This window comes from Paenibacillus uliginis N3/975 (assembly GCF_900177425.1).
GTDB classification, from domain to species: Bacteria; Bacillota; Bacilli; order Paenibacillales; family Paenibacillaceae; genus Paenibacillus_AQ; species Paenibacillus_AQ uliginis.
Map to the genome: position 1 here is coordinate 5,017,846 of NZ_LT840184.1, position 25,934 is coordinate 5,043,779.

Genomic DNA, 25,934 nt, shown 5'->3' on the forward strand with positions numbered 1-25,934 from the left:
ATGTTATTTCAAATAACGTTCGCTATCCTTAACCGCCTGGTTCAGCACTTCCTGTGCGCTGCTTCCAAACATAACGGACTCCACAGCCGCCGACAGCTGCCGGTTCACTTCATTCCACTTCAGATTCAGCAGGAAAGCCGGCGTATTATCCGAACGCTCCAACATCGTATAATACGGTTTGTACAGCGGGTCCTGATCCTTCTTCAGCTCATTGACCACACTTACCCGGACAGGGAGGTCAGCCACCCGCATTTTAATTGCTTCATCCGACACGTAAAATTTGATGAACTCCCATGCAAGGTCTTTATGTTTGGAATCTTTTGCAATCGACAGCGCGGATTCCGCGAGGATTCCTTTAACAGGCTTGCCGGGGAATGCCGGCATCTCCACGGTACCTACATCAATACCGGCCTCTCTGAAGCCTTCCAGTGGCCAAATTCCGCTTTCCCATATCGCGATCTTCCCGGCTTTGAAAATATCCTCTCCGCTTTGCTGTCCCTTGCCGCCGGTAAGCACGGCAGAGCCGTTCTTGATCATGTCTCCCAGCATCTGAATCGCATCCGCAGTTTCTTTGCTGTTCATAAAGCCTTCAATCGTCTTTCCGTCCTCCGAAACAAAGGAACCTCCGTTACTCCATACCAGTCCTTGAAGATCATACGTATCGTTTTCAGCCCGAACACCAAAGCCGTACTGCTTTTTGGATTTATCCGTCAGCTTCTGAGCGATCTCCTGAAATTCATCCCATGTCCATCCATCTTTCGGATAAGCAATGCCCGCTTCATCGAACAGCTTCTTGTTATAGTAGACCACCCGGGTTGTGAAGCCAGCTGGAATACCGTACAGCTTATCCTCGATCTTCCCGTAGTTGAACAATCCCTGATAAAAATCATCAATATTCAAGTCCTTATCATCGCTTGCATAGCTGTCGAGTGGCTCCAGCGATTGGTGATACGTAGGGAAATCCCACATATACATCACATCCGGTGGATTAGCTGCACCGAAGCCTGCGGCAAGCTTTTGATCGAAACCATCCGCATAGGCTTCAACCTGCACTTTGATTCCCGGATTCTTTTCTTCAAATTTTCTGGCGATTTCCTGCTCGATTTTGAGCGTATCTCCTGAATCCCAGGTAGCAAACCGAAGTGTGGTGGTTTTTGCTGGCGAATCTCCGCCCTTTTCCTTATCCGCATCGGAACTTCCGTTACCCCCGCACGCGGCCAGCATGGTTCCCATTAGTGCCACAATGGATACCAGAGTCATCCATGACATTCTTTTTTTCATATTGTCAGCTCCCCCTAAAGTATTGAGGCCATTATTAATTGAACCGCTTTCATCATAACTCGAATGAAAGCGGTTCAAAACGTGCACCGATATGCAAAATATCGTTATTTTGTTCGAATTGTTAGAGAGGGGTGTTTATTTGTTCAGAATAACTCCTTTTTTTGTTCGGTACGGTATTGGCTTGGCGTCTGACCCGTGCATCGTTTGAACCATTTGCTGAAATATTTACTGTCTCCAAGACTCGTTCGTTCTGCTATTTCCTGCATTGTCAATGTCGTTTCACGCAGCAGACAATAGGCGAGCCGGAGCTTTCGTTTATATTGAAAAGCGACGAAGCTGTCCCCTACCGTTTTTTTGAACAGAATTGAAAAATGGCTGCGGCTTAATCCTACCTTGTGTGCCAGTTCCCCAGCCGACCAGTCCGTTGCCGGGAACTCATGCAGTAAATGAATAGCGTGCCAGATTGGCTCAGGCCAATTTTCGCCCGTCAGTCCGTATATCCGCTCCATCTCGGCTTCCTTATGCAGCAACAGAAATGCTTCCTTCAAATCTTCACAATCCCGGAGAATTCCCTGCACACTCCATTTCAGCTGCCCGCATCCACTCTTGATCTCAACCAGCAGGCTGTCTGCGTCTTCCTTAAGCGATTCAGGAACGGCCCAGTAACATCTGTCTGCACCATACGATATAAGCTTGCCCTCACACATGCTCTGGTCATATATCTCCTGAACCTGAAGAATATCATCCCAATTCCTACCGCACCCCGCAGTCTTGACCAGATAAAGGTATAAGGACTGTCCATCAAACTTCCAGCTACTGCGGCGTAGCTTCTGGATTTCCTCCAAAAACTTATCATTGTGACCATTAAGCCATGCAAAAAGATGCGTCGATAATCGTTCCTCATCTTCAAGACTGGAAACCGGGGCGTCGGCCATTTCCCGCTGGAATTTGCTCAGCATCGCTTCAAGCTCTTCATCCTCAAAAGCTGTTTTCAGTAAATATCCCGAAGCTCCAAGCCGTATTCCCTCTTGGGCATATTCAAAGTCCCGGTGGCAACTGAGCAGAATGATTTTGGTTTCCTCCGCTTCTTCCTTCACTTTACGGGATAGCTCAATTCCATCCATTTCAGGCATGACAATATCCGTAATGACAACCTCGGGACGGTGTTCCAAAAAAGCTTCCCAGGCGACCTGTCCGTTAGCAGCATCGGCCACGACTTCCATCCCGAATCGCTCCCAATCTACTGTCGTGCGTAGTCCTTTGCGTACAATGCTCTCGTCATCTGCAATCAGTACCTTAATTTTTTTTGTACTATTCATCGGAAGACTCCTCTCTCTTAGGCCACCGAATGGTGATAATAGTCCCTTCACCCTTAACCGAATGTACGAATAGTCCGTACATCGGTCCAAAATGCAGCTTGAATTTCTGGTCGGCATTCCGCACCCCAAGTCCGCCGCGACCACTACGTTTCTCGCCATGCAAGAATAACTTCGCCAGCTTTTCCTCCGTAATTCCTGCCCCATTATCCTGTAGCGTAAGCAGAAGATCTCCCTGCTTCTCGGTGATCTTCATATTAATTTCCCCTTTGCCATCTACAAAAGCATGGAAAAAAATATTTTCGAACAGCGGTTGCAGCGTCATGCGCGGTATGACATATTGACGGAGCGATTGTTCACAATCCAGCTTATAACGGAAAACGTCCCCGTACCTTATTTCCTGGATTTTTAGAAAGTGCTCAATCATGCGCAGCTCCCTCCCCACAGTAACCAGCTCCTGAGAAATGTCCAGATTACCCTCTAGCACCATGGTTAGATGGTACAGCATCTGCCGGATATCCTCAGCCCCTTCCAGCCGGGCTTTCCACTGTATGGAGTTCAGCGTATTGAACAGCAGATGTGGGTTGATCTGATAATGAAAGGCCCGAAGCTCCGCTTCCTTCTTAAGCCTCTCGCTTTGCTCCACTTCACCGATCAGCGATTGAACCCCCGTAACCATCCGGTTAAAGCTAATGTCCAAGCTGCCAAGCTCATCCTTGCCCTCAATCGGCGTTCGGGTATCGAGCTTGCCGAAGCTGACCTTTTGCATGGAATCCTTCAGTCTTCTTATCCTGGAGGTGAAACGGGAGGAGAACAAATAGGCGATTCCGAAAGCGAGCAGGCAGGAAATGATAGCGACCACCATCGTATTAGCTCGGATGACACCCGAGGACTGATAGAAAGCTTTCGCCGGAATTCTTGCTTCCATGGTCCATTGATTTACGGCAAGCGTCCGTGTCCATGTAATATCACTTTCTTTAGGATCATAGGCCGAATCTGTCTCATAAACCACGGTCCCATCAGGAGATTTAATGAGCAGATGGGCATGGGTATCTGCCTCAAACTTTTTAAACATATGTAGCAGTTCCTCGGCATTTTCCTCAATCAGAATAATACTGCCGTTCTGGGCTTTGTTTGGATGATGGATCGGTACGGCTAAACCGATGACAGGTACACCAGGTTCACCGCTCTCTATCGCATGATCTTGCTTGTAAAATCCGAGCCAATAGGTTCCGGTGTACGTCTCAGGTCTCTTTTTCCATAAAGGTATATTGTCAAGCTTGGCAACATCCAGATTGTTCTCCCCGTAATAGTAGCCCGACGTTGTAATAATGTAGATGCCGGCGGTCGAATGAGTCCGAAGAGATTTCAATAGGGATTCAAAATCGTTCTTCTCCACAATTTCACTATAAGTTGAAGGCGCCCGGTTACCGATCCCCGTGTGGGCAGGATCCAGCAAATAGGAATAAATGGTTTCCGCCGTCTGCTTCATCCGATTTAACGTTGAACTGGTTTGCTGCTCCAACTGCGCTACCGCATTATCTCCGTATTTGCCAAACTGAGAGTTAATCACACGGGCGGATTGATAATATGACAGACCGCCAAGCGAAAACAGCGGTATAAGTGTAACGATTAAAAAACTGGAAAGCAGCTTGGTTCGTATGCTGTGGTATGTGCCGGAGAAGATCCTGTCGGAAAACTTTTTAGTTCGTTGAAGATGAAGCTTCATGGTTACACTCCCCGCTGTCCTAACTTATTTATCCATCATAGCATGGTCTCTTTACTTCCTTGACCATTACCGCCTCAGGTTTGTTAACGCTTTCATTATAAACACCAAAAAGTCGGTTGTAATTAGGCGCCAACTGGAAAACAGGAAAAGCACCTCTCCTGCAAGGCGAAAAAACGCCTGCAGAAGAAGTGCATCTCCATTATGGTCAAATTGTATATTCATGTCCAAGAATCAAGAACACGCTTGAAGTCCAGGTGAAGGCTCTGTCCCGAAGCCCCGCTCCGGTCACAGCATCAAAATTTTCAGCCATGCCGCTGAGACTGAGCATACGGCAGAAACGATCCGAAACCTCTCTCGCGAGTTCCAAGTCACCGGCCGCAGCTACTCCTTCGACAAGCAGCATCGTGGATGGTGCCCAGATCGGCCCCCGCCAATAGCCATCAGGTTTATAATAACGGCTGTTTACACTCTCAGTTGCCCAGCCGTTATCTGTCAAGAACCGGTTCTCGTCCTTAAGTCCTTCTAGAAGGGCGGTTCGTATATGCTCCGGCAATCGACGCCCCAGTAAGATCGGCACGAACAGCAGCAGGCTGTCTCCTTCCGACACCTCATGAGTTCCTGAACGGCAGGCTATGAATCTGCCGTCTTTCCAAAAATGTCTGATCATGTCCTCAAGCGTATCGTCAGCTTTCTGTCTCCACGCTTTGGACTCTTCCGACAGGCCAAGCAATCCGGCGATTTCGGCCAGAATCTCCATCTGAAGAATAAGAAAGGAAGCAAGATCAGGGCTTTCTACAGGGATACCGTTATTAAACGCCGTGCTGTTGTCCCATCCCGAATCATTGCCGTGGTTATACTGTGGAATTCCGTCGCCGTCACTATCCCGATAAGTGAACCACCACCGCGTCCATTTGGATAAGGGGCCATAGACTTCGCGAAGCTGCGGCTCCTTAATAAAATCAGTCCGACTCATCATCCAAGACAAGGTCCAACCGTGAATCGGTGGTTTGTTGCAGTTCCAAAGCTCGTATTTATCATTTACAAAATCGGGAATCAAACCACTCTCATCCTGCCGATCAAAAAATATCATGAATTGATCCCAGGCCAACTCCGGGTTGTGGCGGACGAGTGCCATTGCATTAAAACAGTTGTCCCAGCTCCATATGTTGGTCATCCAGTTTTTCGACATGTACATTGCAGGACGGGTCAAGCAGCCTTCGGCTGGAACAAGGCAGGACCAGGTGATATAAGCTGCCAGTTCCCTGCCTTCCTGCCAGCGATCGGGTACGGTGAGGGTATTTTTCAGCCAGCCTGCATAATCCTGTTGGACCTTTTGGATGGCATCGTCAAAGGCTTCCCATTCGATCCTGGGCTCCTTAACCGTAATAAACTCCTCCACGGCGAACTCTACTATATTGGTCCCGGCTTCTACGGTGAACTCCGCCGCAACGCGTGAACTTTTAATTTCGTTCCATTCGACTTCCATGTTCATTAGACCTGAAAGCCGAGTAAGCATAAACCGGCAGCCATGCGTAAAACTGTTCACTTCCCAGCTGTTTTGATCTGCTTCATAAGCATAATCATAAGCTGCCGGGAAGAAAGTAAGCCGTATACCGCATCCTTCCGAACGGAACCTTACGGTTCGAGAATCTGGTATGCAAATTTCGGCGTGCATATCCGGATCAGAACATATTAACCTGATAATTTCAGGTGAAGCCTGCGGTTCAAATGAAACCGGCTCGTTCTGCCGGCCCAACAGCTCAATAAGAAATGCCTCGCCAAACTTGTCATCCCCTCCGCGGACAGAACGCAGGTAAAGCCCCTTTTCCCGGTCCTTTCCTTCAGGCAGGAGGGAAACCGCCAGAAAGGATTCTCTTCTGCTAAAAGGTACGATATTCAGATCAAAATTCATAAGCCGTCTCCTTCACTGAGGTATCGCTTTCATTGTAAGCCCTCTCATGAAGGAATAGGAACGGCATGATGTTTTATGGGAGAAGGAATATTGTTAGCAGCACTCTTGAAGGAAAGGTGGAGGTGTCATTTTGTTAGGCAGATGGTGGTAATTTATCAGATTCGTGGTCTTGTGCCGAACAAGTTCCCGTCAAACTCCGGTTCCTTTTCATATTTAATATATGTCACCGAGTGATTCTTGAAGGAATAGGCTAATGTATCTGATGTGAAATGGAGCGAATATGATGACCTACTATGAACCGCCGGTCGAAATCCGGACTCTTACCTATAGTGCTCCCGGTACCGTCATTCAGTACCCGCAGGTAACCGGGCTTGCCAACCGTCAAGCCGAGGAGAGGATTAACCGGGCAATTATCCTTCAGATTCAAGAAATGCAGCGCATCCAGCAGGGTGTACAGACGGGTACGAACCCGGAAACAACCGGACATTTTGAGATCAAAACGAATGAGAGAGGCCTTCTCAGTCTTCTGCTGAGTAATTATACTTACTCTATACCGATGGCCCATGGTTACACAGTTGCCAAAGCGCTGACCTTCTCTACCCGAACAGGTCAATCGTATAACCTGTCCGACTTGTTCCGTCCGGGGTCAAACTATTTGGCCTTCTTGACTGCTGATGTTAATCGGCAGATCAAAGAACGGAACATTCCTACCTTAGAAGGAAACGTCATTGCCGTCCAGCCCAGCCAGGATTTTTATCTGGCCGACAAATCGCTTGTTATCTTTTATCCACTCTATGCAATTACCCCTTACTATGTTGGATTTCCGATGTTCCCGATCTCGGTGTACTCCCTCCAGAGTATTGCTGCCGAGAACGGCCCGCTCATGATTTTGGCTGCCGCTGTTGTATAAATGAAAGGGGATGTCTCAGGTCAACGGGCCTTTCGAACAAAAAATAAACCAGACCCTTCGGGGTCTGGTTTATTGAGTTTCGCTTATACGATCTTTTTACACCATGATTTTGCAAATATCGTTCGTGAACTCTACCGGGTCTGAAACCGGCAAACCTTCGATTAGCAGCGCCTGATTGTACAGCAGGTTGGTGTACAGCGCCAATTTCTCCTGATCACCTTGATGGGCGTCTTTCAATGACTTGAACACCTCATGGTTCATGTTAATTTCCAGCACTTTGTCCGCTTTAACGTCCTGTCCGTTCGGCATCGCCTTCAGGATTTTTTCCATTTCAATGGTTAGATCGCCTTCAGCAGTCAGACATACCGGATGGGATTTCAGACGCTTGGATGCTCTGACACTCTTCACCTTGCCGCCCAAAATGCCGCTCATCGACTCGAACAGCTCCTTGTTCTCGCCTTCTTCAGCTTCGCTTGGTTTATCATCCGCATCCGGCTCAATTCCAAGGTCACCGCTCGATACCGACTTGAATTCTTTTTCCTTATAAGTCATCAGCATCTTGATCGCGAACTCATCAACGTCATCGGTGAAGTACAAAATTTCATACCCCTTATCAGCCACCATCTCGGTCTGCGGGAGCTTCTCAATCCGTTCAATGGATTCACCGGAAGCATAGTAAATGTATTTCTGATCCTCAGGCATTCTCGATACGTACTCGTCCAGGGTGACCAGTTTCTTCTCTTTGGAAGAGTGGAACAGCAACAGGTCCTGAAGCACATCTTTATGTTGACCATAGTCATTATACACACCGAATTTCAGCTGTCTGCCAAATGCTTGATAAAATTTCTCGTAGTTCTCTCTTTCTTCTTTCAGCAGGCTTTGCAGAGCGCTTTTGATTTTGCTCTTGATGTTCTTAGCGATCATCGTCAGCTGACGGTCATGCTGCAGCATCTCTCTCGAGATGTTCAGTGACAGGTCTTCGGAGTCCACCATACCTTTAACAAAGCTAAAGTAGTCCGGAAGCAGGTCTCCACACTTGTCCATAATCAGAACGCCGTTGGAATACAGCTCAAGCCCCTTCTCATATTCCTTCGTGTAATAATCGAATGGAGTGTTTTCCGGAATGAACATAATCGCATTGTATACGACCGCGCCGTCAGCTTTAATGTGAACATGCTTCAGCGGCTTATCAAAGCCATAGCGTTTCTCAGCATAAAAATTCTCGTAATCTTCATTTGTCAGCTCGTCTTTGTTTTTGCGCCAGATCGGAACCATACTGTTAACGGTTTGCTCTTCCTGGTACTCCTCGAATTCGTTCTCGGTGCCTTCTTTTGGCCGTTGGCCTTTGATATCCATCTTGATCGGATACCGGATAAAATCGGAATATTTTTTAATAATGGCTTTTAAGCGATACTCCTCAAGATATTCATCGTACTGGTCGTCTTCTGTGTTCTCTTTAATCTTCAGAACAATCTCCGTACCTACGGAATCCTTCTCGCAAGGCTCGATCGTATAACCCTCGGTTCCCGTAGATTCCCACTTGAACGCTTCATCGCTGCCTAATGCTTTACTTGTCACGGTCACTACATCCGCAACCATAAAGGCCGAATAGAATCCGACACCGAATTGCCCGATAATATTGTGGCCGTCCTTAGCTTCATTCTCACTCTTAAAGGCAAGGGAACCACTCTTCGCGATAACCCCCAGATTGTTCTCCAAGTCTTCTTGGGTCATCCCGATTCCTGAATCGGTAATCGTCAACGTGCGGTTCGCTTTATCCGCCGTTACCTTGATATAATAGTCCTCTTTATTAAACACCAAATTATCGTCAGTGAGTGCTTTGTAGTAGATCTTGTCGATGGCGTCGCTTGCGTTAGAAATCAGTTCTCTGAGAAAAATTTCCCTCTGCGTATAGATGGAATTAATCATCATTTCCAGCAATCGTTTAGATTCCGCTTTGAATTCCTTTTTAGCCATGGATGAATCTCCCTTCAAACGTAAATGATCTTTTTTAGCACTCCCATGTCGAGAGTGCCAACACTCCTTTTATTTAACACGTTATATTTTTTAATGTCAATATGTTGGGGGTGATTCGCTCCTCCCTTTTTTATTGCTTTTTAAATGCGAGCGGACTCACGTTCCGTTATATGGAGCAAATTCATCTATTAGAGTAAGTTAACGGACTGAAAGGCCGTTATTTGTGCCCATTCAAGAGGAATCGGGTATGTTTTGAAGAAATAACGGATTCTCTAGAACTAGAATAAAAAGTGGACACAGCGTTAAGAGACACGGGATAATATACTTAACGAAGAAAGAGGTGTCCTAGATGGGGGAACAACGGCAGCGTTACAATGAAGAATTCAAAAGACAGACGGTGAAATACATTCAGGAACAGACCAAGTCTGTAGCAGATGTTTGTGTCGAGCTCAATATTCCAAAAAGTACGGTAAATCAATGGATTGCAAAATACCGGGAATTTGACCAAGAGCCCCTTGCAGCGCCCGAAAAAGTCCGTGAGCTACAGCAACAGCTGAAAGAACAAGAAAAGGCCAACAAACTTAAAGAACGTGAGATTGAGGATCTTCAGGAGGAACTGGCGATCCTAAAAAAAGCACTGCACATCTTCAGCAAGGAACCGAACTGAAGTTCCAGTTTATCGAAGATCATCGCTCCGAGTTTCGAGTGGAGAAGATGTGCGTTGTGATGAACGTTTCCCGGAGCGGCTACTACAAATGGAGAACAGCAAGCCCTAGCAACCAAGCCTTGAGAAAGGCTGACATCAAAAAGCGTATCGAATACCATTATCATGATTCGGAGAGTCGCTACGGGAGCCCTAAGATCACGTATTTGCTTATACAAGAGGGCTATGACATACAAGAGCGCACTGTTGGGAAATACATGAAGGAAATGAATTTTCGTTCCTGTGTGGTTAAAAAGTTCAGGGTCCAGACTACGGATTCCAACCATGATCAACCCATTGCGCCCAACATCTTGAACCAGGAATTTCACGTTAGTGAGCCTAATAAAGTGTGGGTTACAGATATCACTTACATCCCATGTCGGCAAGGGCGACTTTATTTAGCTAGTGTATTGGATCTTTGTACCCGTGAAATTGTAGGATGGCGTTTAGAAAACTGTATGACCAAAGATCTTGTCCTAGGTGCTCTCGAAGATGCTTATAAAACCAAAAAACCAGGAAAAGGACTTCTCCATCACTCTGATCGTGGAACCCAGTATGCTTCCCATGAATACCGTGCCAAACTGAAATCCTACCATATGCAGGCGAGTATGAGCCGCAAAGGGAATTGTTATGACAATGCCTGCATTGAGTCGTTTCACAGCGTGTTAAAGAAAGAACTTATTTACTGTAAAAAGTTTAAAACACGGCAGCAAGCCTATGACAAATTTTTCGGTACATTGAATTCTTTTATAACCGAAAACGAATCCATGGTTCGCTGGGTTACCTTTCTCCAGTTCGATTTGCAGAACAATTTTACAAGAAAGAAGTTTCTTGAAAATCACGCTATTTTTGTGTCCACTTTCTTGACAGAGGTCCACTCAGTCCGTAACGATTGTAAAACTCGTCGATTGTAGCAAATAGCAGAATTCCAGTCCTAATGCGCTCCGCCCGGGGCTTACCGGGGAAAGCAACGCATGTGATTCGTACACGTAGCGTCTTTACAACAGACAGGGGGCGTCCCAGGCCAATCGGCTTTTTGGAACACCCCCAATAAATAACAATTATACTATAGCATTCTTCTTCCCATCATCATGATGGTCTCAAGTAATGATCTCCATTTCCCTCCGGATATCCCCTCAACGCCTGTTGATGCAGCAGTTTCATTGCGGGGAAGACGCGCTTCCTGCAGCAACCGGCATCGTTCCAATTCCTGTAGGCGATCGTACGCATACTGTTTAGCTAGATCTTCATTATTCATATACAAGGCTCACACCTCATTTCCTTTATAGCGATAGCATTCCTACATTACCAATGCCCGCCGGCTCTTCACCCATTCCCTTCACTCTAATCATGCCTGTGTTGGTTCTAAGATACGGGTGTAACACACCCTTCATTCTTTTATCCGCAACCATCACCTCGCCAAATAGGTCAAGAGACTGCAATGTATTCTTCAGCACTTCCTCTGTCACATCGTCGTCTATATTCAGTGTTCCATCAACAATGAAACTGACAGGATGCTCCATGGCCAAAAGCTGCTCCTTCGACCACGTTTCCTCACCATCAACGAACACATAAGTATGCTCATAACTTACAATTTCGGTATTTAGATCAGGGCAGCGCTCCCACACCAGATCCTCTACGTCTTCGCTGCAAATAATAAATGAGGAGGACTGAATCTCCGCAATCGCACTGCTGAAGGCTTCCCGAGACACATCGGCTTCGATAAGAATAGGGTGTTTCGTGTAAAATTTTTGATTTTTAAAACGGCGGATGGAACGGGCATTAAGTCGAAGAGACTTAGTCAAATACTGATATCCCGCAGGAATGACTTGAACCAGCCCGTTAATGGCCTGTATTTTATCGTAGAAATAAGGGGACTGCTCTTCATAAATAATCGCCTTTCCATTAATCCGGAGACAATCCGTTAGAGTTGCAAACTGTTCCATATCCAGATCCTTGTCGAACTGCAGCACTCCGTTTACAACCAAATGTATCGGTTCCCTAGCGGAAGCTAAGTAGGCGTTCGTCAGCTGGAACTTCCCCGATTCAAAGCGTGGTAAAGATTTATACGTATGAATTTCGACACTGGCTCCTCCTACTTTAAGAAGTGATGCCGTAACAGCGCCGGCCAGATGCTGCGGAGTATAGACTTCTCCGTTCACAACCAGATGCAGCTGTCCTTTCTGGAATGTCTCCAATGTTACATGCTGATCGATCATAACCACACCGTTAACAAATACATTCTCCGGTTGTTCCAAGAGCTTAAAATATTCCTCATTTAGATGCAGCGTGCCATTGTAGTAACGATGATCCTTGGGTATTTCCAGCGTTTTGCCGATATTGCCCGCATTTTTCAAAAGTGTCAGCAGGTGAGCCGTCTCTGCCCGGTATAGAACCATCCCAACGTTTCCAATCCGTTCAATGCTTTTTACGCTCTCCTCGGTTGCTTGTGTAAGATCCAACATTCCAACATTGCCAATCACTTTACTCATCTCATATCATCCTCCCATAGTTTCCTCAGCTTCTTGATTGCTGTCTGCAGTTTGTACCGGACTGTCGCTGCTGGAATTCCGAGCTGTTCCCCGATTTCCTGACTGGACATGCCAAGCCAGTAACGTTTAAACACGATATCACTCTGTGATTGCGGCAGGCGGCCGAGCCATTCTGTCATTTCTATACTGTGGCTTGGAGTAGGAAATACGGCCAGATCTAGATCTTCTTCCCACGATACAAGCCGCCTTTCCCGCCGGCTAATATCGATCATGCGATTTTTGATAACTCTGAAGAACCAGGCCTTTTGCTTGTGTACAGGCAGGTCTACCAGCTTTGATTCATTCATTGCCTTCATAAAGGCATCCTGCACTAGATCGTCAGCTTCGAACTCATGTTTCGCAAGCGATCTGGCATATCGGTATACATCAGCCTTCAGATTTTCGTAAAGATCACATACTTCCATTAGCCAACCTCTCAACTTTACGTTTTGTCGTTCCTGTTAATATAACGTTTGACGAAGACGAACTGATGGATTTATTTTCAAAAAATTTCACATGTAAAGGTTATTGAGAAGAATGTTGTGATGCTGTGCAAAAAATAGTGAGTAAAGTAAGAAATTCTTAAGGATCTATTATGAAATAAGTGAGTTTTAGGAATTAGAATAAATTTATCTTAACAGTGAGAGGAGAATTAAAGTGTTCCTAATACAATTGTTTCGGCTGTTCTTTTGGCTTCGTTAAGGGTGTAATACTGTGGTAAATACCACTTCAAGAGGTTGTTCAAAAAGTCCGCTTTTGATCACGAAGTGAATCAGGAAGTGGGCTCGGCATCGAATCTTGAATTCAGCCGGTCCTTCCGGTGCTCACGTACCCAAAACAGCTGATGCTTCCGAAGACGTTTTCTACGAAAACGTGTAGCTCCGCTCCTCAGTCCCTAGCTTCATCCAACTCAAGCGTTTTGAAAAAACGCACATCGGAAGCATAAGCTTCGGTGCTGAAAACCGACCTTTTTGAACACGCACTTCAAGTATTTTTCGATAAATCTGACACACAAAATAAATCTTATGGAGATAGAGTAAATGGAACAAAGAATTGAAAAGGCTATTGATAATACACTTGAAAGTGCTTCATCACAGCTTTATATTTTTAACGTTGGTTTGGGAATTGTGCTTGTCATCTTAGGAATTGTCTTCTTTCTCACTGGCAAGCGAACAAAGGGAACTGGGGGCAAAATAAATGCTGGTTTGATTTGTACGGTAATAGGTATCGTCTCTATTGTGAGTGGGATTGTTCAAATGTTCTAAAGCAAAAAAATCATATAACTTTATTGTCACTTTTCACAGGGGGACGGAAACGATTCTAAAACTGAAGGGCCACATGGGAATAAAAAGAGGCCGCCCAAAAGTTTATACTTTTGGGACGGCCTCTTATACGAGTTTGTATCTTAAAGTGCCGGCAGGATTGCCTATTTCGCCAGCTTCACAACCGCCTGCAATGCAGCATTAATCTCGCGTTCCACAGCATCTGCAACAACGTTCGTGTTTGGATCGTACTCTGCCGCAAGATCTGCATCGGCAAAGCCGTCCATCGCCACAATCGCGCCAGCTCGAACGCCCCGGATCGCCGCAACAACATACAATGCCGCTATTTCCATCTCAACGCCGAGTGCTCCAGCCGCTTTGTATTTCTGATGCGGGACTTTCTCAACACCGTTGAAAAATACATCCAGCGTGACCGTAATTCCCTTGCGGACCACGCCTTCACCAATCGATAGTGCGGACTCGTATAACGCCTCCGCAACTTCACTGTCAGCTACCGCCGGGAAACCATCCGGCACAAGCTGACGGGTCAACCCATCAGTCCGTACAGCAGCCGTACTGACCACAAGGCTCCCGGCAGGTATATCTGCATGGTAAGAGCCCGCGGTACCGACTCGGATCAACGTCTTCGCACCAGCACGAATAAGTTCCTCGAAGCAAACAGCTGCACCGGGCGAACCGACACCGTGGCTTGTGACCGCGAGCTTCACGCCTTGGTACGTTCCGACAAATGTCCGGTATTCACGGCTAAACGCCAGCTCACGTACGTCATCCAACTTGCCTGAAATAACCTCCGCACGCTTCGGGTCGCCGCAGACGACTGCATATTCAGGAATGTCTTCTGAGTTTACTTGCAATATTGGCATCAACATATTAATCATACTCCTTACGTGTCCATTCATCTTCGGGTATTGGTAGTGCTTCTCCACTAAACCGCTGTTCCTCAAAAGGATCGGCTTCATTGTGGAAGCCATTCTGCTCCCAGAAGCCCGGGCGGTCTTCCTTCATGAATTCAATCTTGCGCAGCCATTTGGCGCTCTTCCAAAAGTACCGGTGCGGCACGACTGTCCGTAGCGGCCATCCGTGCTTCTCCGTCAGTGGCTCGCCGTTGAAGCGGTAAGCCATAAGCACATCATCCTTCATCAAGTCCTCCAGCGGCACATTCGTATCATAATCCGGATCCGCATGGAACATGACGTATTTCGCTTCCGGCTTCACCTTCAGCAGCTTCAGGAAATCTCTGAACAAGATGCCCTCCCACCTTGTGTCGAACTTCGACCACCGGGTAACACAGTGAATATCACAATCAACCGTCACCGTCGGCAACGCCATCAGTTCCTCATAGGTGAACGTCCGATTCTCTTCAACCTCTCCAAATACCTCAAGCGTCCACTCGGACAGGTCATAATGAGGCACTTCTCCTTCATGGAGAATCGGAAACTTCTCCGTCAGTGCTTGTCCAGGCGGCAGCTTGGCGCGCTGCTCCTCTGTAAGATTCGCGGCAGGCACCGGCTTCATTTTCTTGAGCCGTTCCGCTTTTTTATGCATGGAATTCATCTCCTTCCGGCTGGTCGATCCGTACGTTTATGAATTTCTATTCTTTGAGGTTCAGGCGTGTACGTTCGTACGATTGCTATCTGGAGCTCGAACTTTGCTTTTGCGCATCCTTTAGGAAGCTCTTGTCTTTAAAGAAAAACATCACTGCAATCGTAACTACATACGGCAGCATTTGAGTGAAATGTGTCGGCAGCGCCAAACCTTGGAAACGGATGCTGACCGCCTCCATAAAACCGAACAGCAGGCTTGCCGCCGTTACGCCGAGCGGACCGGACTGTCCAAGCATGGTAGCCACCAACGCGATAAATCCGCGCCCTTCGGTCATTCCTTCCGTAAACATCGTCAACTGGCCGAGAGACAGCTGGGCGCCAGCCAGCGCACACAGCACACCGCTTGCTAATACCGCCCCATATTGATACCGGGGTACTCGAATACCGATACTGCTGGCAGCAAGCGAGTTTTCTCCGGAAGCTAGGAAGCGGAACCCATTTTTCGTGCGGTAGAAGTAGTACCACATCAAGCCAGCAATGATGAACGCCAAATACACCAGAGGTGTATGACCGGAAAGGATAGGACCAATGACAGGAATGTCCTCAATAATCGGAATGTTCCATTTGGGAAGACCGACCATCTCCTTATCATAAAAAGCCCCCTTCACATCGAAAATCGCCCGCAGGCTGAAGGTGGTCAAGCCAGCCGCCAGCGCGTTCATCGCAATCCCGACAACAATGACGTTCGCTCTCAGATTGATCGCCAAGTAAGCAAATACGAAGGAAAAGACCGAGACGACCATAATCGCAAAGAGGATCGCTAATATGACGTTTCCGAAAAAATGGTTGCCTACTACCGCTGCAAAAGCCCCCAGCAGCATAAATCCTTCCAAGCCGACATTAAACAATCCTACACGTGCGCACAAGGCTCCCCCAAGCGCTGCGAGCAAAATCGGAGTAAGAACACGGAGGGCCGTATTCAGCAGAGCAAGATCAAACAGCTGTTCCATGTGACTTATTCCCCTTTCTGCGCTTCAGGAAGCTGTATGTGAACCTCGCGGATATAAACAGGATAAGCACGGCCTGGATAATAGCGCCCACTTCGAGAGGTACCTCCGTGTTTCGTTCAACGCCCATTCCGCCCGTTTGTAGTGCGGCCAAAAATATGGCTGAAATCAGCGTACCGATTGGATGAGATCCGGCGAGCAGCGCCGCCATAATACCCGTCCATGCGTAGTCGGCCGTAGTCAGTGCGCCGTCGATATACCGGTACTGTGAGCCAAGAATTTCAACTGCGCCGCCTAACCCGGCAAGTCCGCCGCTGACAAACATCGCACCGATCATCATAGATCCTCGCTTAATGCCGCCGTACAAGGCAAACAGCGGATTGCCGCCGAGCATACGGACTTCATACCCTGCAACGGAACGCTTCAGCAACACATAGATCACCACGGCAGCGATCACCGCAAAAACAAATCCGATATGAAGCGGCATGCCTGAGAATAGCTTCGGTAGCCATACCTGGTTCTCAAGCATCGCCGACTGCGCCATGGCTGCAGAGCCCGATGTATCTTTCAGAGGGTAAGCAACGAGATAGCCTGCAAACAAATCTGCTACATAGTTCAGCAGCAGCGTGGATATGAGCAGGTTAACCGCAAATCTAGCGTCAAAATAACCAGCCATCACCGACCACAAGCCGCCCGCAATGATGCCCGCCAGTAGGGCGGCTACACAGACAAGCCAGCCCGGTCCCGGCATGTACAATCCGACCAGTGCGGCCGCTAACGCGCCGAATATCATCTGTCCCGGAGAGCCGAGGTTGAAAAATCCAGCCCGAAAGGCAAAGGCGGCACCCAAACCGACCAAAATAATAGGCGTAGCTCTTGAAAGAGTATTCGTCAGAAAATAGAACCCGCCAAATGCCCCTTTCCACATTTCCGCATAAGTTTCCATGATGTCCCCGCCCGCGATGACAATAGCAATCGCTCCAGCGAGAAGGCCGACAATAACAGCCACAATCGGCTGAAGAAGCGGAGAAACATATTTCATTAGTTTGTTCATTGAATACTTCCTCCTGCCATCAACAGACCCAGCTTTTCTTCCGTGGCTTCCTGCGCCGGTAGCTCGCCTGCGATCCGCCCTTCATACATGACCAGAACCCGGTCAGACAGCTTTAATATTTCCGTTAATTCGGACGACACAAGCAGGATACCCGTACCCTCATCCCGCCTTTTCAGAAGCTCGCCATGAATCGTCTCCATTGCACCAATATCGACACCACGAGTAGGCTCGGCTGCTATTAAAAATGGCGTCCCCTGCTCCAGCTCCCTCGCTACGATGAGTTTCTGCAGGTTCCCCCCCGATAAATACTGGGTGCTTGTCTCTAAGGAGCCCGTCTTGATCGAGAACTTGCTTACCCAACCGGACACCAGCGAACGGATGTCTTTCAGCTTAAGAAATCCGCCCTGCTGCAAACGGCGATGATGTCCCATCAGTCCGGTATCTAGAACAGTCGCTTCCCGATTCGCTCCCCATACATATCGGTCTTCCGGTATGTGGGCAAGACCGTGTTCACGTATTTTGCGGGTCGACATTCCTGTGACGTCAGTGCTTCCGAGCGTAATCCGTCCTTGATCCGGCTGCATGAGTCCCGATATTACCTGCAGCAGCTCCGATTGACCATTGCCGGATATGCCAGCAATGCCAACAACTTCACCTGCCTGCACCGCCAGGTTGATCCCATCCAGCACCGGCTTTCCTTTGGTTCCGCGAATGGTCACGTCAGAAACCTCAAGCACTTTATCACCGGGGTCCACCGGGTTCTTCTTCAGCTCTGCAAGCTCTCGCCCGACCATCATGCCGGACAGCTGATTCGCATCCGTCTCGCCCTTCTCCACAGTTCCCGTAACAGCTCCATCACGAAGTACGGTTATGCGGTCAGCCACGTCTAACACTTCATTCAGCTTGTGGCTGATCAGAATAAAACTTTTCCCCTGCTTCGTGAGCAGCTTGATGGCCTGCAGCAGCTCCTGCACTTCCATCGGTGTAAGTACGCCTGTCGGCTCGTCCAAAATAATAATTTCGGCACCCTGATACAACACCTTTAAAATTTCAACACGCTGCTGAATACCCGGAGCACTGCTGCCTGTAACAGCTCTTGGGTCTACTTTCATCCCGTATTGATCACAGAGCCCATCCACTATTTTTACGGCTTGCTTCCGGTCGAACCTAGCTGAGGAGCCTGGCTCGTTACCGATCACAATATTTTCGGCTATCGTAAAGGAAGGAAAGAGCATGAAGTGCTGGTGTACCATCCCGATACCGTGATGGATGGCATCTAACGGGCTGGAGAAGGTAACTTCCTTACCGTTCAACCGGATGGAACCGGACGTTGGCTGCTCCATTCCGTACAATATCCGCATAAGCGTCGTTTTCCCCGCTCCGTTCTCGCCGACAATTGCATGCACCTCTCCGGCACGGAGTGAAAAATCGATGCCCCGGTTCGCACTGAACTCACCATACTTCTTCGTTATTTTGTCCATTTGGAGTAGCATTGAAGTTCTTCCTTCCTTTCACTCATTAATGAAAGACCGACTGCCATGGACAGCCGGTCGAGGGTAGAGAACGAATTATTGTTCCAGAGCGTTCGTAACTTTGATCTTGCCAGCGATAATATCATCAGCAATCGCTTTTACCTTGTCCACAGTCTCTTGTCCAATAAAGTCATTCAGTGGGGATTTACTCTCGTGAGTGACGTAAGTAAGGCCTACACCGCCTTCTTTCAAGCCATAGTCACGAACATCAAAGGAATAGTTGCCTTCAGTGAAGTCTTTAACCGTTTCGTACACAACGGTGTCCGTGCTCTTCAATTGAGACAGGACTACGTGTTCAGGATCCACACCGGTGTTATCTGTATCTTGTCCCGAAGTGTAGAAGCCTTTTTCTTTCGCAGCTTCAAATACTCCAAGGTCGCCAACAGCAGACAATCCAGCAACAAAGTCAGCGCCTTTCGAGTTTTGCAGAAGCGCGAACTCTTTCGCTTTCGCCGGATCAGTAAAGCTTCCGACATAGTTCACGAATATTTCGACATCCGGTCGAACGGATTTTGCGCCTTCTTCAAAACCGGTAATATATTTGTGCATAATCGGAATGTCATTCGCAACGACATTACCGATCTTGCCTGTTTTTGTCGACAACCCTGCTGCTGCACCGAGCAGGTAAGCTGCTTCATGTTCGCGGAATACAACACTGCGGACGTTAGGCAGGTCAACAACCGTATCGATAATGGCAAACGGCACGTCCGGATTTTCCGGTGCAACCTTTTTCAGTGCATCCTCCATCTGGAAGGTCGCCGTAATAATCAAATCATATTTTTCCGCAACAGCTGTACGAAGGTTTTGTTCAATCGAGGCCGGGTCGGTCGATTCGATTGTCTTCACCTCAACGCCGAATTCCGTTGCAGCTTTCTTCAAGCCTTCATCCATTAATGCGAAGAACGGGTTTACACCGATTTTCTCAGGAAGAACAAGAGCAATGCGTTTCTTATCTTTAGAATCGCCCTTATCGCTGGCTGATGCATCGCTCCCGGAAGAGCTATCCTTGCTGCCGCAACCTGCCAATAATCCGACGAACAACACCATTGTTAATAGAATTGACCATGACTTTTTCATTCCTGCCCTTATCCTCCTCAGTTGTGCTTATCTTAGTATAGTTAATATCCTATGGTATGGCGCGGAATATGTCAAAGCAATTTTAGCAAATTGCTTTTTTATTTGGTATAATATTACAAATTAAATTATAATATGGTCCTTTTACAGTACATTTTGATTGATAAAATTATTTAATGTTCGGATATTGACGATATCCCATTTGAATCCCTTACTTTAAATTGACATGCAAAATATCAAAAAAAGCACCTTACGGTGCTTTCAGATCATCCATATAAAATTATCTCTTGCATAAACGTACAAATGCGAGTCCAGCTATTACTAAAGCAAGAGCCCCATATCCAATACTCCACCAAAAATGAGCATTAAATGTATCAAAATTCTGGGTCAATACATCACGCGCTAATTGAATAGAATGTACAAAAGGAAGCGCATTCGCTACTTTTTGAAACGTGTCCCCTAGCATACTTATATCCATCCACGCACCGCCTAAGAAAGACACAGCTGTAATAAAGATGGTACCAATACCAGAAATTTGTTTTTCCGTAAATAACGCACCTAAAAATAACCCAAGGAAAATGGACATAAGTGCAATGGGAAGAAGTGTTAAAATGCTCAGCGAGATATCCATAAAGCTAGACGATAAACCAAGAAACTTCGCCAATACAAAACAAATAATGCCTTGTAACAATGCAAGAGGAATTAACGGTAATGCATAACCAAATACATAATCCATCACTGTTAATGGTGAAGCAAATAATCTTGTTAAAAATGCACTTTGTTTATCCTTAGAGATTAAGAGTGCCGAAAACATCGTTAAAAAGGCAAAGCTAAATACAATCAAGCCTGGCGTTAGATTTTCAACTTTAAATGTATCGAGGGGTGCGTTTTTTTCAATCGTTGTAAAGACGACTAAAAGAAGAAGTGGTAACGCAATGCCAAGAACAATAGAAAGTGGATCTCTAAAAATTTCTTTTCGATTTCTTCCTGCAAAATTAAGCATTTTCATATGTCACCTCTTGAATCGCAAATCGCTAAAAACGCCTCTTCAAACGATGTTGTATTTGTACTATTTTTCATTTGTTCTGCTGTGCCAATGGCTTTTACAGACCCCTTCTGTAAAATACAAATACGATCCGCAAGTGCTTCTGCTTCCTCTAAATAATGCGTTGTTAAGACAATCGTCATCTTTCCTTTTAATTTCGAAAGGGTTGCCCACAGTTCACGTCTTGAACGAACATCAAGCCCCAGTGTCGGTTCATCCAGGAACAAAATTTGAGGATTTGTAATAAGCCCCATCGCAATACTTAAGCGTCGCTGCATACCGCCTGATAAAGATTTCGCTTTATCTTTTTGTCGTTCCGTCAGCCCGAATGTTTGAAGCATTTCCGTCGCTCTTTCTTTTGCTTCCTTTTTTGAACTGCCATAAATGCCAGCGACTAACTCAAGGTTTTCTCGAATGGTTAAATTCGGTGCAACGGCTGTTTCCTGAGGGGAAATATTAATTTTTTGCTTCACAGCATCAGCGCCTGTGCGAATACTGTCACCTAACACAAGAGCATCGCCAGCTGTAGGTGTTACTAGACAACAAAGCATACTGATTAATGTCGTTTTCCCAGCACCATTTTCTCCAAGCAAAGCAAAAAATTCGCCTTCCTCAATTGAGAAATCAAGGGAATTAACGACAGTGTGGTCTTTATATTGTTTCGTCAAATTATTTAATTTGATGGCTGCCAATTATTCTCCATCCTCCCGTATTTCTTGTGCTTTCAAAATGTCTTGCGCAAATTTAAACATCAACTCATTTTTCACAATAGCAATGCCCTGCTGCTCATCTCCTAGTAGAAGCAACGAATCACCTGGTTTAATATCAAAAACCTCTCTTGCTTCTTTTGGAATCACGATCTGCCCTTTTTCTCCTACTTTCACTGTTCCGAAAATGTACTTCCCATTTGGTCCTTTCATTCCATTTACCTCCTACAATCCATTTAAGTATGATTAGTCATACTTTTCATACCAATTATACACCATGTGTTAAAAAAATCCATCCAAAATTATACAAAAATAAAAACTTAAACAAAAAGAAACAGTTCCCTTTCAAATCGCTTTCGCACTTTCATAATCTAATGCAAGAAAGCAGAAATCGATCGAAATAAAGAAATGACGGTGCAGGGATAACCTCATGCACCGCCATTTCATTATTTTTCGTACCTTTTTAAGATCCAAACGATCGAATCCATTTATATCGGTTCACTTTGACAATGGCTACAAAGCATTTCAGAATCTGGTCCGATTTCAAGCAAATAAACGTAATTAGCGGTGAAAGATTAAACACAAAGGCACAAAGGAATGAGGACGGAAGAACGATGAGCCACATAAAAATAAAGTCATTGTACAGCACAAACTTCGTGTCTCCGCCACTGCGTACAATGCCGGTCAGAGCTGGCATCTGATAAGCGGTTCCGACCACGGTAATGGACATTACCGTCATAAACTGCAGAGCGAGCTCCTTAGCTTCCCCGGATATCGAGTAAAACCCTAACACGTAATCCTTTAGAATGAACAATACGGCCCCTGTACACAAACCCAAGAAAAGATAAAGAATCTGAAGCGTTTTGGCATAAGCTTTGATCTTATCGGCAAAGCCTTCCCCGATCGTTTTGCCAATCAGAACAGCTGTTGCACTAGCCGAAGCATAAATCACAACGCTCACCAGCTGGAATATGGTGGTTGCTATACTGTTAGCCGCAATTGCAGCCTCACCCATATGCCCAAGAATGGCGGTTTGCGCGCCCATGGCGAGTCCCCAGATCGTATTGGACAACAATATCGGTGAACCAACTTTGATGTAGTGCTTGAATAAGCTTAGATCGATACTGAAGAAATCCTTCAGTTTCAGTAAAATTTTACGGTCGTATTTCTTGATGTACACGCAAACAATAACCGTTTCAATTATTCTCGCTATTAGTGTTGCAATGGCAGAGCCTCTTACTCCGAGCTCCGGAAATCCGAAATGTCCATAAATCAGCACATAGTTCAACCCCACATTGATAATGAGCGTGGACAAGGATACGATAAAGCCGATTTTGACCGTCTCTACACTGCGCAGGGAGGCGAGCAGAATGCTTGTAATTGCAAAAAATACGTAGGAAAAACATATGATCTGCAAATATTTTACTCCCTCGTTGATGACACTCTCCCCGCTGGTAAATATCGAAAGTGTGGCGTGTGGGAAGAAAAACACAATGGCCCACAATACTGCACTTAACACAACGGCCATGCGCATCCCGATGCTTGCAACCTTTTTTATAGCCCCGATGTCTTTAGCGCCCCAATATCTTGACGCCATAATAACGAGCCCTTCACCCGCGCCCATAACAAGCATGTGGAGCAGGAATTGAATCTGATTCGCGAGTGCCACGCCGGAAAGCGCAGATTCACTGTATCCGCCTAGCATGACATTGTCCGACAGGTTTACCCCGAGGGAAATAATGTTCTGCAGCCCGATGATTAGAGTCAGCCAGAAGAAACTCTTGTAAAAATGCTTCTCTCGCACAAATAAACTCACGATAGGAATACCTTCTTTGTCGTTTAGTTATGTATCCTTATCCAATATATACTAACTCTTCAAAATAATCAGTACACCTTATGTTTATATTGATAGATTGGCGAATAAACAGAGATAAAAAAGGGGAGGCTCCCCATCAAATGGAGGCCTCCCCTTTTGTCCTGAAAAATATGATACGTCGTACTCCGGTATGGAGTACCGTAATGCAAACTATTCTATTGGAATCCCCTTCTCTATCCGTTCCTCAACCGACATATTCTGAATGTCCTCCATGCTGTAGAAAACTTCATCCTCCTCGAGCTGAATGAAATCCGGCACCGGCAACAAATCCGTCTCCTCGGTCGTGAATGAATCTGAGGCAATACTGTATTCAGGGAAGAAATTCGTTATCGGATTGACGGGAGTAGAGGAATTGTCTATTTGGCAGGCACTTGCACATTTTCTTGTCTCAAAATGAAGATGGACACCAGTGGCATCCCCCGTCTGACCCATGTAACCGACGGTGGTCCCTTTACTTACATTTTGATTGAGAGATACGGAAGGTGATTGGTTCATGTGAGCGTATCTGGATTGATAATTCGTATTGTTGATGACATGATGAATGTAGACGACCCAACCATAACTTGTTGACCAACCTGATCTTGACACGGTACCGCCATAGAAGGCGACAATCTTATTGCCGGCTACACCAGCAGTCTTGGCTCCAATGTCAATTCCATTGTGGCCGCTGCTGAAACCTTGTGTAATCCTTGATGATTCAGGTACGGGCCAGGTGTATACACTGTTTGCAGAAGCAACTGTGGAGAGTGAGGCAATACATAAAGCAAGCACCGATAACAACGTTACCAATCTCTTCATGACTCTATCATCTCCTTTTTATGGTAAATACACTATAAGTTTATCATATATTATATATTTGTAAATACTTAATATAATTGGAATTTAAGTTTTTGATAGAGTGCAGGTGATAGAAGAACAGATGGTAGAAGAACACTCCCAATAAGCTCCGCAATTGATGCGTCGCAAACGATTATCTATCATCCTTTCACCTACCATCTGCAATTCTTCTCTATCATTTCCCTGCATCTGCGCGCTCAACTAAAGCTCGCACACCATCTTGTAATTCCCGGGCTCCGCCCGGAAACCGATCAGATCACGGTTAATTCGCAGCATGGGGGCATTCATAGAGTCGTTGTGTGTTCTCAAATAGGGAACTCCGCATGCACGGGCCGTTTGCACGCCGAGCATCTTTAAGGCAAGTGCAATACGACGGCCGCGGTATTCCGGAAGCACGCCGGTATATTCGTGATACATCGCCTGTGTCTGCTCATTCTGCTGCAACGTAACAACGCCGATGTAGCGATCGCCATCCTTGGCAATATGGATCCATTCCGGACGCACACCGGCTTGCCCGATGCTCCACTTTTTCCATTCTTCAAACCAGGGAAAATCGCCAGCGTAGCCTGGTATATCCGGATGAGTAACCTTATACAGCTCATAGAGCTTTCTTTCACTCGCTTCCCCCGGCTCATCTGCCAGCGTAACGAACCGGATTCCGGCCCGTTCTGCCTCATTGATCGCATCATACAGATTACCGCCGTCAAACGATGCCAGGTCCAGAACGGATTCGAACGTGTGGCGTTCCTTTACGTACCCGTGACGTTCCGCAAAAGCTACCGAACGATCATCTGTCTCTCTCAAAAAGCTGATTAAACGCGAGGCTTTGACCTCTGCAGCCCACTGATGAAGCGTATCGTGCAAGGCTCTTCCTATCCCGTTCCCACGACTTTCCGGGTGAACGACATTGGTCTGGATCAAAGTTCCGGGATCCGTCCATGGAGCCCGCCAAGCGATCGCGTAGGCAACAACTTGACCAAACTCGTCTTCCGCCACCCATTGAGGACGGTCCCATCCCATAAGCTCGCCCTTTTCATTGTAATCCAGCTTCCCCGGAGGAACTTGGTCCTCCTCTGCCTTCAATCGTTCCGCTGTCGTCGGTTCCGACCAGATCCAATTCAACAGCTGAGCAACCGCTGCAAAATCGTCCGGCTGCCGCATCCTTCGAATTATAAATTTTGTCATGTTTCCAATCTACCACCTTATTTAGAATAAGATTTCATAGACATTATCCCATATCTCAAAATCCATTTCATGGTAAATATTAGCTGTATAGATCAAAAAGAATAGCGGTGCAGGAATAACCAACCTGCACCGCTATTTTGTCATCTTTTTAAATCATATTATTTTTTCAAGAGAATACATTCGTTAAAGTACCAAGCTCTTCGATTTCTACACTTACAATATCGCCCGGTTTCAAGTAAATGTGCTTAAATGGTGGATAACCCATAACCACTCCCTCCGGAGTTCCGGTCAGTATAATGAGCAACAAAAACTTGCTATTACAAACAGCGCGGAGAACCATATCATAAATAATAGATTTGAAATTAGTTGAACCCCCCCTACAAATTCAGCTCATCTTTTTTGTTACATAAAGCAATCCGTATAGAATTTAC

24 protein-coding genes and 1 pseudogene are annotated in these 25,934 nt (G+C 46.4%); 4 read left to right on the forward strand and 21 right to left on the reverse strand.

From position 1 onward, the window contains the following. Positions 1–3: 3 nt before the first annotated feature. From B9N86_RS23530 to B9N86_RS23545, 4 genes are all read right to left on the reverse strand, one after another. Complete coding sequence (locus tag B9N86_RS23530) at positions 4–1,281, reverse strand: ABC transporter substrate-binding protein (RefSeq protein ID WP_208915539.1); 1,278 nt, start codon at positions 1,279–1,281, stop codon at positions 4–6. A 143-nt stretch (positions 1,282–1,424) separates the two neighbouring features. Beyond that, complete coding sequence (locus B9N86_RS23535; RefSeq protein WP_208915540.1) at positions 1,425–2,600, reverse strand: response regulator transcription factor; 1,176 nt, start codon at positions 2,598–2,600, stop codon at positions 1,425–1,427. Further along, positions 2,593–4,326, reverse strand: a complete 1,734-nt coding sequence (locus B9N86_RS23540) for a cache domain-containing sensor histidine kinase (RefSeq protein WP_208915541.1) — start codon at positions 4,324–4,326, stop codon at positions 2,593–2,595. The genes B9N86_RS23535 and B9N86_RS23540 overlap by 8 nt, the downstream gene beginning before the upstream one ends. Positions 4,327–4,531: 205 nt before the next feature. Beyond that, complete coding sequence (locus B9N86_RS23545) at positions 4,532–6,238, reverse strand: amylo-alpha-1,6-glucosidase (protein ID WP_208915542.1); 1,707 nt, start codon at positions 6,236–6,238, stop codon at positions 4,532–4,534. Between the two features lie 283 nt (positions 6,239–6,521). On the opposite strand from B9N86_RS23545, the gene B9N86_RS23550 reads away from it, so the two are divergent. Next, complete coding sequence (locus tag B9N86_RS23550; protein ID WP_208920679.1) at positions 6,522–7,148, forward strand: DUF3298 and DUF4163 domain-containing protein; 627 nt, start codon at positions 6,522–6,524, stop codon at positions 7,146–7,148. A gap of 96 nt (positions 7,149–7,244) precedes the next feature. Here B9N86_RS23550 and htpG read toward each other — a convergent pair whose 3' ends face one another. After that, positions 7,245–9,125, reverse strand: a complete 1,881-nt coding sequence (gene htpG, locus B9N86_RS23555) for a molecular chaperone HtpG (protein WP_208915543.1) — start codon at positions 9,123–9,125, stop codon at positions 7,245–7,247. A gap of 349 nt (positions 9,126–9,474) precedes the next feature. On the opposite strand from htpG, the gene B9N86_RS23560 reads away from it, so the two are divergent. Together B9N86_RS23560 and B9N86_RS23565 are read left to right on the forward strand one after the other, a co-directional pair. Further along, positions 9,475–9,792, forward strand: a complete 318-nt coding sequence (locus B9N86_RS23560; protein ID WP_208915544.1) for a transposase — start codon at positions 9,475–9,477, stop codon at positions 9,790–9,792. An 11-nt stretch (positions 9,793–9,803) separates the two neighbouring features. Continuing rightward, complete coding sequence (locus B9N86_RS23565; protein ID WP_244563164.1) at positions 9,804–10,742, forward strand: IS3 family transposase; 939 nt, start codon at positions 9,804–9,806, stop codon at positions 10,740–10,742. 152 nt (positions 10,743–10,894) lie between these two features. On the opposite strand, the gene B9N86_RS23575 is transcribed toward B9N86_RS23565, so the two are convergent. Genes B9N86_RS23575 through B9N86_RS23585 form a run of 3 tightly spaced genes read right to left on the reverse strand, consistent with a single transcriptional unit; the run spans position 10,895 to position 12,784 of the window. Beyond that, the gene (locus tag B9N86_RS23575) at positions 10,895–11,086 is read right to left on the reverse strand and encodes a hypothetical protein (RefSeq protein ID WP_244562823.1); all 192 of its coding nucleotides are present in this window, start codon (positions 11,084–11,086) and stop codon (positions 10,895–10,897) included. Positions 11,087–11,111: 25 nt separating this feature from the next. Beyond that, positions 11,112–12,320, reverse strand: a complete 1,209-nt coding sequence (locus B9N86_RS23580; RefSeq protein ID WP_208915546.1) for a hypothetical protein — start codon at positions 12,318–12,320, stop codon at positions 11,112–11,114. After that, positions 12,317–12,784: an RNA polymerase sigma factor gene (locus tag B9N86_RS23585; RefSeq protein ID WP_208915547.1), complete on the reverse strand. Its 468-nt coding sequence runs from the start codon at positions 12,782–12,784 to the stop codon at positions 12,317–12,319. Before B9N86_RS23585 ends, B9N86_RS23580 begins: the two co-directional genes overlap by 4 nt. 615 nt (positions 12,785–13,399) lie before the next feature. Between B9N86_RS23585 and B9N86_RS23590 the strand changes: the two genes are divergently transcribed. After that, positions 13,400–13,624: a hypothetical protein gene (locus B9N86_RS23590; protein ID WP_208915548.1), complete on the forward strand. Its 225-nt coding sequence runs from the start codon at positions 13,400–13,402 to the stop codon at positions 13,622–13,624. Between the two features lie 161 nt (positions 13,625–13,785). On the opposite strand, the gene B9N86_RS23595 is transcribed toward B9N86_RS23590, so the two are convergent. The 13 genes and pseudogenes from B9N86_RS23595 to B9N86_RS23655 all read right to left on the reverse strand — a co-directional run. Further along, positions 13,786–14,511: a nucleoside phosphorylase gene (locus tag B9N86_RS23595; RefSeq protein WP_208915549.1), complete on the reverse strand. Its 726-nt coding sequence runs from the start codon at positions 14,509–14,511 to the stop codon at positions 13,786–13,788. Between the two features lies 1 nt (position 14,512). After that, the gene (locus tag B9N86_RS23600; RefSeq protein ID WP_208915550.1) at positions 14,513–15,187 is read right to left on the reverse strand and encodes a sulfite oxidase-like oxidoreductase; all 675 of its coding nucleotides are present in this window, start codon (positions 15,185–15,187) and stop codon (positions 14,513–14,515) included. 85 nt (positions 15,188–15,272) lie between these two features. After that, positions 15,273–16,196, reverse strand: a complete 924-nt coding sequence (locus B9N86_RS23605; protein ID WP_208915551.1) for an ABC transporter permease — start codon at positions 16,194–16,196, stop codon at positions 15,273–15,275. Then, on the reverse strand, positions 16,180–17,247 hold the full coding sequence (locus B9N86_RS23610) for an ABC transporter permease (protein WP_208915552.1): 1,068 nt from the start codon (positions 17,245–17,247) through the stop codon (positions 16,180–16,182). Before B9N86_RS23610 ends, B9N86_RS23605 begins: the two co-directional genes overlap by 17 nt. Continuing rightward, positions 17,244–18,740 carry an ABC transporter ATP-binding protein gene (locus tag B9N86_RS23615; RefSeq protein ID WP_208915553.1) on the reverse strand — a complete coding sequence of 499 codons (1,497 nt, stop codon included), beginning with the start codon at positions 18,738–18,740 and terminating at the stop codon, positions 17,244–17,246. The genes B9N86_RS23610 and B9N86_RS23615 overlap by 4 nt, the downstream gene beginning before the upstream one ends. A gap of 75 nt (positions 18,741–18,815) precedes the next feature. Then, positions 18,816–19,856 (reverse strand): BMP family protein, encoded by a 1,041-nt coding sequence (locus B9N86_RS23620; protein WP_208915554.1) that lies wholly within the window; start codon positions 19,854–19,856, stop codon positions 18,816–18,818. Positions 19,857–20,133: 277 nt separating this feature from the next. Then, the gene (locus B9N86_RS23625) at positions 20,134–20,862 is read right to left on the reverse strand and encodes an ABC transporter permease (RefSeq protein ID WP_244562824.1); all 729 of its coding nucleotides are present in this window, start codon (positions 20,860–20,862) and stop codon (positions 20,134–20,136) included. After that, on the reverse strand, positions 20,859–21,590 hold the full coding sequence (locus B9N86_RS23630; RefSeq protein WP_208915555.1) for an ABC transporter ATP-binding protein: 732 nt from the start codon (positions 21,588–21,590) through the stop codon (positions 20,859–20,861). The genes B9N86_RS23625 and B9N86_RS23630 overlap by 4 nt, the downstream gene beginning before the upstream one ends. Continuing rightward, entirely contained in the window at positions 21,591–21,818 is a 228-nt protein-coding gene (locus B9N86_RS23635; RefSeq protein WP_208915556.1) for an AbrB/MazE/SpoVT family DNA-binding domain-containing protein, read from the reverse strand. It abuts the gene before it with no gap. Positions 21,819–22,068: 250 nt separating this feature from the next. Next, positions 22,069–23,421 (reverse strand): MATE family efflux transporter, encoded by a 1,353-nt coding sequence (locus tag B9N86_RS23640; RefSeq protein ID WP_208915557.1) that lies wholly within the window; start codon positions 23,419–23,421, stop codon positions 22,069–22,071. Positions 23,422–23,631: 210 nt separating this feature from the next. Then, the gene (locus B9N86_RS23645; RefSeq protein WP_208915558.1) at positions 23,632–24,279 is read right to left on the reverse strand and encodes a M23 family metallopeptidase; all 648 of its coding nucleotides are present in this window, start codon (positions 24,277–24,279) and stop codon (positions 23,632–23,634) included. A gap of 240 nt (positions 24,280–24,519) precedes the next feature. Further along, complete coding sequence (locus B9N86_RS23650; protein WP_208915559.1) at positions 24,520–25,503, reverse strand: GNAT family N-acetyltransferase; 984 nt, start codon at positions 25,501–25,503, stop codon at positions 24,520–24,522. Between the two features lie 166 nt (positions 25,504–25,669). Next, positions 25,670–25,801: pseudogene (locus tag B9N86_RS23655) on the reverse strand (fumarylacetoacetate hydrolase family protein); the annotation flags it as partial. Positions 25,802–25,934: the final 133 nt, after the last annotated feature.